Raw genomic sequence first — 10,745 nt, 5'->3', positions numbered from 1 at the left:
GCACGCCAGGCAGAAACCCGGCAGGACGGCTCGACCGAGATCCCGACGCGGGAGGTGACAAGCCTCCTCCTGGCGATCCTGAACCAGGAGCGCACCATCGTGACCTTGAAGGACATCGTGATCAATCCGATCGTCGACGACCAGGGGAACACCGTGGACGGCCTGCGCCTGACGGGCCCGGATCCCATTGCCATCGAGCCCGGGCAGATGCTGCTGCTGGAGATTCATCGGAACCCGCCCCGCGAGACCTCGACCGCCCTCAAGCCGGTGTCGCCGCCCTCGTCCGATCTCCCCACCTGGAAATGCGCCATTCCGACCCGCGTGCAGATGACCGCCGCGTTCGTGAAACGTTGGGACTGGGCGCATTACCGGGTGGATGAGCACCGCTCGACCCTGGAGCTGTCCAATCCGATGCCGTCGGCGTTGCCCTACGACTGGCAGCATTGCTGGAATCCGGAGCGCGCGAGGCGGAGCTCTCCGCCCGCGAGGCCCTGATCCCGTTCACGCCACCAGGCGCGGCGGCCCCGGCGGATTCGGCGGCATCTGCAGCGCGAAGCCGCCGGCGCGCTTGCGCATCGTCGCCGGATCGACCTGCGGCGCCTGCGCCGGCCAGTCGAAGAACTTCTGGATCTCGCTGCGCCGCGCCAGCGTGTCGGCCATGCCCAGCGTGATCAGCTCGCTGGTGTACTCCGGCTCGAAGAGCAGGTAGCTGACCAGCGCCGAGCCGCTCGCCGAAGCGCCCTCCCCGGACACGCCGATGCCTCTCAGCAGCCCGCGGATCGGCGGTGGCAGCGCGCCCTGGTGCTCGGCCGCCAGGCTGTCCAGCGGCCGGCTCGGCGCGATCACCAGGGCCTCGATCGGCTTGAGCGGCGTGTTGCGCAGCGCTTCCTCCGGCAGCAGCGCCAGCGTGCTGTTGATGCGCTTGAGTCGTTCGATGTCCACGGCCAGCGCGTCCAGGAAGATGTTGGACAGCGCATGCCCGGCGATCTGCGCCAGGCTCGGATGCCCGGTCGGCGTCGGGCCGTGCTGGCCCTCGCCGCCGGCCTCGTGCATGCGGCCGGCGCCGATCACCAGCACCTTCTCCGCGCCCAGGTGCACGGCCGGCGAGATCGGCGCCGTCTGCCGCATCGAGCCGTCGCCGAACCATTCGACCGCGCCGGCCAGGTCCAGCGGCTCGGCCGGGAAGATGAACGGGATCGCCGACGACGCGACCAGGTGCTCGATCGACAGCCGCGGGATGCGCGTGGCGATGCGCTGCGTGCGCACCCAGGGCTCGCGCTGCTGGTGGGTCTGGTAGAAGGTGACGTGGTGGCCCGAGGTGTAGCTGGACCCGGTCACGGCCAGCGCGTCGATGTAGCCCTTGGCCAGCATGTCGTCCAGCCGGTCCATCTTGATCCACTGGTCGAGCAGGCCGCGCAGCGGCGTGTTGTCGAGCAGGCTGCGCGGGCGCGTGCGGCGCCAGCGGTTCAGCGCCCAGCCCAGCGACACCATCGTCAGCCACTTCGCGCCGGAGCGGATGACGCCCAGCGAGTCGGCGGCATAGACCTGGTCGACGTGGATGTTCTGCCAGATGTACATCAGGCCATCGACGGCGGAGCAGAAGTCGTCCGCCTGGCAGGCGAGCGTGGCGGCGTTGATCGCGCCGGCGGAGGTGCCGGCGATCACCTGGAAGGGGTTGTCGCCGGTGGTGCAGGCGTCGCGCCGGAGCTGCGCGATGGCCGCGAGCACGCCGACCTGATAGGCCGCGCGAGCCCCCCCTCCCGTAAGGATGAGGCCGGTCTTGGGCTTGGCATCCTGCATGAGGCGCAGCTTACGCCGGGCAGGACGGCGGGGTGTCGCCGGTTTACCCGGCAAATGGGGGATGACCGCGAAGCGTTGGCGTGCATGGCGCAGCTGGCATCACGGCGCCTTTCGCTTGCGCGCGCGCACCCGCAACGGAACGAAGTCAGCCATGTATGCCGACAAGTCCTTGTCCGAGCCGAGATCTGACAAACAGTCGAAGGTGCCTTCCAGGCCCAATGCCCACAACACCATGAGCACCGAACCGATCTGAACTGTCGGGGCGCCGTTCTCGACGCGACCAAGGTACTCAGGCCGATTCCCGCCTCGGCCGCCAGATCAGGCCGAGTCAATCGCCGCGCCCGTCGAGCCAGGGAGATCCGCGCGCCAAGGCCTTCCAGCGAATCTTCAACAATGAACGGAAAAGTCTTAAAGCTCATCTGGCAAGTTTTGCGCGACTTAAAAGTTGTCCGGACAACTTTTAACCTTTAGTCCCACCAGAATCGCCACACCGGCGCATCGAGCAGTGCTGCGGCCAATCGCTCGAACGTCCCGTATCCCTGATCGATCTGGTCGGGACAGTAAAGGAAATGCTCGCGCGCGAGGCGGAGCGCTTCCTCCCTGACGCGCGGCGGTCGATCAACGGTGAACTCGACGGTGCTCCCGGTCGCGCATGCGATTCGAGCGCCAAAACGCTCCTCCCAGGAGTGCCACAAGGCCACATGCGCCGGCGTCGCCGGGCAGTCGTTCCATCCGCCGATCTGGAGGCACGCTGCGACTGCCCAGGGATCGGACGTGGCCAGTTTTCCGATCCACAACGGCTGGTCCGGCGCATGCCGCCTCGTTTCACCCAGGCAACCAAGCGGCTCCTGGTCTCGTGGCCATGCGGCGAGCGCCGCCTGCTCGTCCGGAATCACTGCATCGAGCGCCAGTTCCTCCGCTTCGCGCAGTTCCAACCAAGCCGCGACATCGATCGCCGCGGCGTCTTCAAGCACAGCCTCAACGGACGGCCAGGGCGCCGTCGCGAGCCATTCCTGCCATTCCAGGATTGAGCGAACGTCGCCCAGGATGACGGGGATGCCCTTGCCGCTCGAACGCAACTCACGCAAGCGCGACTCGACGCTTCTGCTCGCGCAGGCCTCAATGGGGAATGGCAAGGGCGCGGGTCGGAGCGTCGTCAGGAAATCGTCGATGCCATCTCCGGCTTCTCCGTAGCGCAGCGCCACGCTGACCTGGCGCACCGCGAGCGACAGCAAAAGAAGCGGCCGAATCGCGTCGTAGATTGCATTGGCGTCCGGGCCGCGCAGGACCAACTCATTCGCCGCGACGGACAAATCATCTGGTGCCGCGATCGCGCCTAACGACCCGCCACGCAGGACGGCAGCGATCCCTTCCTCCATCGCCACCCGAGCTGCCGCGTCGCCGGCCAACTCATCGAATCGGACGACGACCGATTGAACGTTCATCGATTCCCTCATCTCACTGAGCCGACGACCGGCGATGCCATAAGCGTTGTGATCGAAAGGCGATCAACCGCCTTCCGAGTACACGATCTCCGCCGGCTTGAGCTGCTCCAGCGCCTCGTCGCTGGGCCAGAACTTGCCCGCGCCGCCCAGGCCCAGCTCCGCCGTCGCGCCCGCGCGCTTGATCGGGATGCGCAGCTCCAGGCCCTGGCTCAGCACACCCTGCTCCGTCTCCACCCGCTTGGCGGGCCAGCTCTTGACCAGCTCCAGCACCGTCGCCGCCGGCAGGTTGGGCGCCGTGCGCAGGTAGCGCCCGAAGCGCGCCCGCGCCGCCGCCAGACTGAACACCTGCTGCACGTTCATCCGCAGCCCGCCCGAGAAGCGGTCGTTCTGCACCTTGCCCACCGCGATGATCAACTCATCCTCGGCGAGCAGCTCCTTGTTGGCGTTGAGCAGCTCCTCATTCGCCACCGCCTCGATCGCATCGGTCTTGTCGTCGATCTTGAAGATCGCCACCCGGCCGCGCGAGCCGTTGATCACCCGCATGTCGGACACGATGCCCGCCACCGTCGTCGGCTCGCGGCTGTCCTGCAGGTCGACGATCCGGCGCTTGACCATCTTTCGCAGCTCGGTCTCCGCCTGGTCGAACAGGTGGCCCGACAGGTAGAAGCCGATCGCCGTCTTCTCCAGGCTCAGCCGCTCCTTGATGCCCCACGGCGGCACGTCGACGAACTCGGGCTCCGCCGTCGAGGAACCATGCGTGCCGTCGAAGTCGAACAGCCCCCCCTGGTTGGCGTTCTGCGCCAGGTTGTCCGCGTAGGTGTAGCCCAGCGCCACGCTGGCCAGCAGCCGCGCGCGGTCGGGATGCAGCGCATCGAAGGCGCCGGCCTTGATCAGCGCCTCCACCACCCGCTTGTTGACCGCCTTGCGGTCGACCCGCGCGCAGAAGTCGAAGAAGCTGGTGAAGGGCCCGCCCTCGGTGCGGGCGCGAACGATCGCCTCGATCGCGCCGGCGCCGGTGCCCTTGATCGCCCCCAGGCTGTAGTTGATCTTGCGCGCACGCGGCGTGACGCCCGGCTTGGCGCCCTCCTTCGGCGGCGTGCGCACCGTGCCCTCGTCCGCGCCCATCGGCTCGAAACGCCCCACGCCCAGGTTGATGTTGGGCGGCTCGAACTCGATGCCGAACAGCTTGGCGTCGTTCATGAGCACCTTGAGCTTGTCCGTGTCGTCCGATTCGATGGTCATGTTCGCGGCGAAGAACTCCGCCGTGAAATGGACCTTCAGCCAACCGGTGTGATACGCCAGCAGCGAGTACGCAGCCGCGTGCGACTTGTTGAAGCCGTAGCCCGCGAACTTCTCCATCAGGTCGAAGACCTCGTCGGCCTTGTCCTGATCGATGCCCTTCTCGGCCGCGCCCTTGCGGAACAGCTCGCGGTGCATGGCCATCTCTTCGGCCTTCTTCTTGCCCATCGCGCGGCGCAGCATGTCCGCGCCGCCGAGCGAGTAGCCGCCCAGCACCTGGGCGGTCTGCATCACCTGCTCCTGGTAGACCATGATCCCGTAGGTCTCGGACAGCACCGGCTCCACCAGCGGATGCGGGTACTCGACCACCTCCTTGCCGTGCTTGCGCGCGACGAAGCTGGGGATCAGGTCCATCGGGCCCGGGCGGTACAGCGCGTTCAGCGCGATCAGGTCCTCCAGGCGCGAGGGCTTGGCGTCCTTCAGCATGCGCTGCATGCCGCTCGATTCAAACTGGAACACCGACTCGGTCAGGCCGTCGGAGAACAGCTTGTAGGTCCGCTTGTCGTCCAGCGGGATGGTCTCGAAGGCGAAGTCCTTGTGCTCGGGATAGCGCGCGACGATGAAGTCCTTGGCCAGCTCGAGGATGGTCAGCGTCGCCAGGCCCAGGAAGTCGAACTTGACCAGGCCGATGGCCTCGACGTCGTCCTTGTCGTACTGGCTCACCGCCGAGGTCGAGCCCGGCTGCTGGTACTGCGGGCAGAAGTCCGTGATCTTGCCCGGCGCGATCAGCACGCCACCGGCGTGCATGCCGATCGAGCGCACCGTGCCCTCCACGCGCGCCGCCATCTCCAGCAGGCCGGCCACTTCCTCGTCCTGCGCCTCGCGCTCCTCGATCTCGGGCGACTCGTGGCGCGCGTAGACCATCTTGGCCTTGTCCGGGTCGAAGTCCGGCGGCAGCTTGGCCAGCGTCACCGTCTTGCCCGGGGGCGCCGGCACCAGCTTGGCGATCGAGTCCACATGGCCGAAGCCCATGCCCAGCACGCGCCCGATGTCGCGCAGCGCGCCCTTGGCCGCCATCGTGCCGAAGGTCGCGATCTGGCTCACCGCCGGCCGGCCGTACTTGTCCTTGACGTACTCGATGACGCGGTCGCGGTTGCCCTGGCAGAAGTCGATGTCGAAGTCGGGCATCGAGACCCGCTCCGGGTTCAGGAAGCGCTCGAACAGCAGGTTGTACTGCAGCGGGTCCAGGTCGGTGATCAGCAGCACGTAGGCGACCAGCGAGCCGGCGCCGGAACCCCGGCCCGGCCCCACCGGGCAGCCGTTGTTCTTCGCCCAGCGGATGAAGTCGCCCACGATGAGGAAGTAGCCGGGGAAGCCCATCTTGATGATGGTCTCGAGCTCGAACTCCAGCCGGTCGACGTAGCGCTGGCGCACCGCCTCGCGCTTGGCGGGGTCGGGGTAGAGCAGGTTCAGCCGGTCCTCCAGGCCCTCGTAGGAGAGCATGCGGAAGTACTGCTCCATCGGCATCGGCGTGCCGTCGGCCTGGATCGGCGTCGGGAAGTTGGGCAGCTGCGGCTTGCCCAGCACCAGCGTCAGGCTGCAGCGCCGGGCGATCTCCACCGTGTTGGCGATCGCGCTGGGCAGGTCGGCGAAGAGCTTCTCCATCTCCGCCTGCGACTTGAAGTGCTGGCTCGGCAGGAAGCGCTTGACCCGCTTGGGATTGGCCAGCGTCTCGCCGTCGGCGATGCAGATGCGGGCCTCGTGCGCCTCGAAGTCGTCCTCGTTCAGGAACTGGATGGGATGCGTCGCCACCACCGGCAGCTTCGCCTTGGCGGCCAGCGGAACCAGTTGGCGCAGCAGCGCCTCCTGGCCGGGCAGCCCGGCGCGCTGCAGCTCGATGTAGAAGCGGCCCGGGTAGATCGCGGCCAGGCGCCGGGCCCAGTCCAGGGCCTTGGCTTCGTCGCCGGCGATGAGCGCCTGGCCGACCGGTCCGAACTGCATGCCGCCCAGGCAGATCAGGCCCTCGTGGAGTTCCTGCATCCATTCCAGCTTCAACAGCGCCTGGTTGCGCTGCACGTTCTGGATCCAGGCGCGCGACAGCAGCTCGCTCAGGTTGAGGTAGCCCTGGAAGTTCTGCACCAGCAGCAGCACGCGGCTGGGCGGCTTGTCGGTGGCGTCCGGCTCCAGCCAGACCTCGGCCCCCAGCACCGGCTTGACGCCCTTCTTGCGGCAGGCGTTGTAGAACTTCACCCCGCCGAACATGTTCGCGAGGTCGGTCAGTCCCAGGGCGACCTGGCCATCCTTGGCCGCCGCGCTGGCGGCGTCGTCGATGCGCAGGGTGCCGTCGACGACGGAGTACTCGGTATGGGTGCGGAGGTGAACGAAAGCCATCGGCGGATTGTAAGAAGGCTATGCTCGCCCCCCATCGAACACACGCGCGGAGCGCCCGCGGGACCATGAGCATGACGACCAGCATGACGATGAGCCTCTCGACCACGCCCCGTTCCCGGTCCTGCGCGACCGCGCTGGCGACGCTGGCGCTGTGCGCGCCGCTGATGGCGCTGGCCGCCACGGCCCCGGCCCAGCCGCCCAAGCCGGCGAAGCCGTCCCGCAGCAGCGCGGACATCCTCGCCACCGCGCCGGCGTCCGTGTGGCGCGACGTCGACCCGGACAACCTGTTGGTGATGACCTTGCCGCAGGGGCAGGTGTTCATCGAACTGGCGCCGCGCTTCGCCCCCGCGCATGTGGACAACATCCGGGCGCTGGCCCGCGGCGGCTACTACGACGGGCTGGCGATCGTGCGGGTCCAGGACAACTTCGTCACCCAATGGGGCGACCCCAACGCCGATGACGAGGACACCGGCATGAAGGGCAAGGGCAAGCCCTTCCCTGCGGGGGCGAAGGCCCACCTGCCGGCCGAGTTTTCGATCCCGCTCAAGGGAGTGCCGATGACGGTGCTGCCGGACGTCGACGGCTGGGCGCCGCGAGTCGGCCAGGTGGACGGCTTCGCCGCGGCGGCGGATCCCAAGGCCGGCAAGGCCTGGCTGGCGCACTGCTACGGCAGCGTCGGCGCCGGCCGCGGCAACGCGGCCGACTCCAGCACCGGCGCGGAGCTCTATGCCGTCATCGGCCAGGCGCCGCGCGGGCTGGATCTGAACATCACGGTCGTGGGCCGCGTGCTCAAGGGCATGGAGTTCCTGTCCTCGCTGCCGCGCGGCGGCGCGGCGATGGGCTTCTACGACAAGCCCGAGCAGCGGCTGGGCATCGAGCGCGTGGCGCTGGCCGCGGCGCTGCCGGCCGAACAGCGGCCCGCGCTGCAGGTGCTGCGCACCGACACGCCGACCTGGCAGGAGCTGCTCGACGCCCGCCGCCATCGGGGCGGCTGGTTCGTGCACAGCCCGGGCTACACCGACCTGTGCAGCGCCGCCGTCCCGGTGCGCGTCAAGCCGGCCGCCGGGCCGGAGGTCAAGCTCAACGAACCGAAGTCGCCCGAGAGTCGTCGCTGAGCGCATCCGCGCCCCCGGGCGCGGGCGCCGGCGCCCTACAATCGCGCGTTTTGCTGATCCTGCGCGGCCCCGCGCCGCCGCACCGGCATGAACGCTGCTGTCCCGCCTGAACCCCTGCCCGTCCTGAACATCTCCTGCTACCTGTTCGTCGCCATCGAGGCGCCGGACGCGTTGCGGGACACGTTGCACGAGCGCGCACGCACGCTCGACCTGAAGGGCACGGTGCTGATCGCCGAGGAAGGCATCAACCTGTTCCTGGCCGGACCCGCCGAGGCGGTGCGGACCTGGGTCGGCGCGCTGCGCGCGGATCCTCGCTTCGCCGCGCTGGCGCCCAAGGAAAGCTGGAGCGACACCGTGCCGTTCCGCAAGCTGCTGGTGAAGGTCAAGCCGGAAATCATCCGGATGAACCATCCGACGATCCGCCCGGACCAGGCGCCGCGCGCGCCCGCGCTGCCGGCCGCCACGCTGCGCCGCTGGCTGGACCAGGGCCATGACGACGAGGGCCGCCCGGTGGTGACGCTGGACACGCGCAATGCCTTCGAGGTCGACGTCGGCGCCTTCGACGGCGCGATCGACTGGCGCATCGCCAAATTCAGCGAGTTCCCCGAGGCGGTCCAGGCCCACCGCGCCGAACTGGCCGGCAAGACCGTCGTCAGCTACTGCACCGGCGGCATCCGCTGCGAGAAAGCGGCGCTCTACCTCGAGCAGGACGCGCGCGCGCATGGCGTCGACGCGCGGATCTACCAGCTCGAGGGCGGCATCCTGAAGTACTTCGAGGAAGTGGGCGGCGCGCATTACCACGGCGACTGCTTCGTCTTCGACGAGCGCCGCGCCGTCGATCCCGAGCTGGCGGCCTCGCCCAAATCCGTCATCGAATGAGCGATCGCCCGACCTTCGGCGCCCGGCTAATGAAGCTGCTGGGGTTCGCCGTGCTGGCGACGGCGCTGCTCGCGATGGCCTTCCGCGCGCCGGACCGGCCGTTGGAAAGCCTGATCGCGCGCTGGGCGCCGCCGCCGTCGGACTTCCTCGAGCTGAAGCTGCCGGGCGGCCAGGTCCAGCTGGTCCATTTCCGCGACGAGGGTCCCCGCTCCGACACCACCCCCATCGTGCTGCTGCACGGCACCGCCGCGAGCCTGCACACCTGGGAGGGATGGGTGAAGTCGCTGAGCGCGACGCGCCGCGTCATCACGCTCGACCTGCCGGGCTTCGGCCTGACCGGTCCCTCTCCTCTAGGCGACTACAGCGACGACGCCTATGGCTCGTTCCTGTGGTCCTTCTTCCAGCAGTTGCAGATCAGCCGCATGGTGCTCGGCGGCAACTCGATGGGCGGCGGCCTCGCCTGGCAGTACGCGGCCCGGCATCCGGAACAGGTCGCGGCCCTGGTGCTGGTCGACGCCGGCGGGCTCGACCTGCCCAGTGCCTCGGTGCCGGCCGGCTTCCGGCTGCCGGACTCGCGGCTGCTGCACTGGCTGGCCGGCGTGTTCCTGCCCCGGCCGCTGGTGGACCGCAGCGTGCGCGAGGTCTATGGCGATCCCTCCAAGGTCGATGCGGCGCTGGTGGACCGCTACTTCGAGCTGACGCTGCGCGAAGGCAACCGCGAGGCGCTGACGCAACGCCTGGCACAGCGCACGCCCGGCCGCCACGTCGAGCTGCTGGCGCGCATCCAAGCGCCGACGCTGATCCTGTGGGGCGGCCGGGACCGCCTGATCCCGCCGGTGGCGGCCACGCGCCTGCATGAGGCCATCGCGCACAGCACCGTGCAGGTCTTCCCCGGACTGGGGCATGTCCCCCAGGAGGAGGACCCCGCGTCCACCGTCCAGGCCGTTCACACGTTTTTGCACTCTCCTTAACCCTGATGGCCGCCACGCCTGCGGCATTGCAACAATCCCCCCCATTCCGGACCCGCCTCCCCCGAAGCGGGAGCGAGCCGCCCAAGAGGCGGAACCGGAAGTCCATTCCACGATTCCTGCTCAATCACAAGGAGCCTTCATGCAACGACGACAACTGATCGCCCGCGCCGCCCTGACCGCCTGCGCCCTGCTGGCCACCGCCGGTGCCGTGCACGCCCAGGCCCCTGACTGGAAGAAGATCCGCATCGGCGTCGAGGGCGCTACCCCCCGTTCTCCGAAGTCGGCGCCGACGGCAAGCTCAAGGGCTTCGAGATCGACCTGGCCTACGCGCTGTGCGCCGAGATGAAGGCCGAGTGCACGCTGGTGCAGCAGGACTTCGACGGCCTGATCCCGGCGCTGCAGGCCCGCAAGGTCGACGCGATCATCGCCTCGGTGTCCATCACCGACGAACGCAAGAAGGTCATCGCCTTCTCCAACCCCTACTACAACACCCCGGCCCGCTTCACCGCCAAGGCCGACGCCAAGTTCGACTTCTCGCCCGCCGGCCTGAAGGGCAAGAAGATCGGCGTGCAGCGCGCGACCATCCACGAGAAGTTCGCGACCGACACCTTCAAGCAGAGCGAGATCGTCCGCTACGCCACGCAGGACCAGGCCTTCCTGGACCTGAAGTCGGGCCGCGTGGACCTGACGCTGGCCGACCTGGTCGCCGCCGACGTCGGCTTCCTGAAAACGCCCGCGGGCAAGGGCTACGCCTTCGTGGGCCCGAGCTACGACGACGTGAAGTACTTCGGCGTCGGCTCCGGCGTGGGCCTGCGCAAGGCGGACGAGAAGGTGCTGGGCAAGAAGTTCAACGACGCCATCGCCGCGGTCAAGGCCAACGGCACCTTCAAGAAGCTCAACGACAA

General features: G+C 68.6%; 10 protein-coding genes. 6 read left to right on the top strand and 4 right to left on the bottom strand.

Translation table 11 applies throughout. The features are described from left to right. Positions 1-495 (top strand): hypothetical protein (locus tag FUT87_RS28395; protein WP_186830356.1); only part of this gene is annotated, 495 nt, incomplete at its 5' end. A 6-nt stretch (positions 496-501) separates the two neighbouring features. Here FUT87_RS28395 and FUT87_RS04260 read toward each other — a convergent pair. The 4 genes from FUT87_RS04260 to dnaE form a co-directional block, all read right to left on the bottom strand. Beyond that, positions 502-1,800 (bottom strand): patatin-like phospholipase family protein, encoded by a 1,299-nt coding sequence (locus FUT87_RS04260; RefSeq protein WP_147240194.1) that lies wholly within the window; start codon positions 1,798-1,800, stop codon positions 502-504. A gap of 99 nt (positions 1,801-1,899) precedes the next feature. After that, entirely contained in the window at positions 1,900-2,040 is a 141-nt protein-coding gene (locus tag FUT87_RS28390) for a hypothetical protein (protein WP_186830355.1), read from the bottom strand. A 227-nt stretch (positions 2,041-2,267) separates the two neighbouring features. Further along, on the bottom strand, positions 2,268-3,245 hold the full coding sequence (locus FUT87_RS04255) for a DUF4253 domain-containing protein (protein WP_186830354.1): 978 nt from the start codon (positions 3,243-3,245) through the stop codon (positions 2,268-2,270). A 63-nt stretch (positions 3,246-3,308) separates the two neighbouring features. After that, positions 3,309-6,875 (bottom strand): DNA polymerase III subunit alpha, encoded by a 3,567-nt coding sequence (gene dnaE, locus FUT87_RS04250; RefSeq protein ID WP_147240192.1) that lies wholly within the window; start codon positions 6,873-6,875, stop codon positions 3,309-3,311. Positions 6,876-6,946: 71 nt separating this feature from the next. On the opposite strand from dnaE, the gene FUT87_RS04245 reads away from it, so the two are divergent. From FUT87_RS04245 to FUT87_RS04230, 5 genes are all read left to right on the top strand, one after another. Beyond that, complete coding sequence (locus FUT87_RS04245) at positions 6,947-7,990, top strand: peptidylprolyl isomerase (RefSeq protein ID WP_255511656.1); 1,044 nt, start codon at positions 6,947-6,949, stop codon at positions 7,988-7,990. A gap of 87 nt (positions 7,991-8,077) precedes the next feature. Continuing rightward, complete coding sequence (locus FUT87_RS04240) at positions 8,078-8,869, top strand: sulfurtransferase (protein WP_183480438.1); 792 nt, start codon at positions 8,078-8,080, stop codon at positions 8,867-8,869. After that, positions 8,866-9,840, top strand: coding sequence for an alpha/beta fold hydrolase (locus tag FUT87_RS04235; protein WP_147240191.1), 975 nt, complete (start codon positions 8,866-8,868; stop codon positions 9,838-9,840). The genes FUT87_RS04240 and FUT87_RS04235 overlap by 4 nt, the downstream gene beginning before the upstream one ends. A 139-nt stretch (positions 9,841-9,979) precedes the next feature. Beyond that, positions 9,980-10,186, top strand: a complete 207-nt coding sequence (locus FUT87_RS30325) for a hypothetical protein (RefSeq protein WP_255511655.1) — start codon at positions 9,980-9,982, stop codon at positions 10,184-10,186. Next, on the top strand, positions 10,153-10,745 hold a 593-nt coding region (locus FUT87_RS04230; RefSeq protein WP_255511657.1), incomplete at its 3' end, for a transporter substrate-binding domain-containing protein. The genes FUT87_RS30325 and FUT87_RS04230, both read left to right, overlap by 34 nt.

Source organism: Mitsuaria sp. TWR114, from assembly GCF_007997345.1.
Note: the sequence above shows the minus strand (reverse complement) of the source record. Positions and strands in the feature narration are given on the sequence as shown.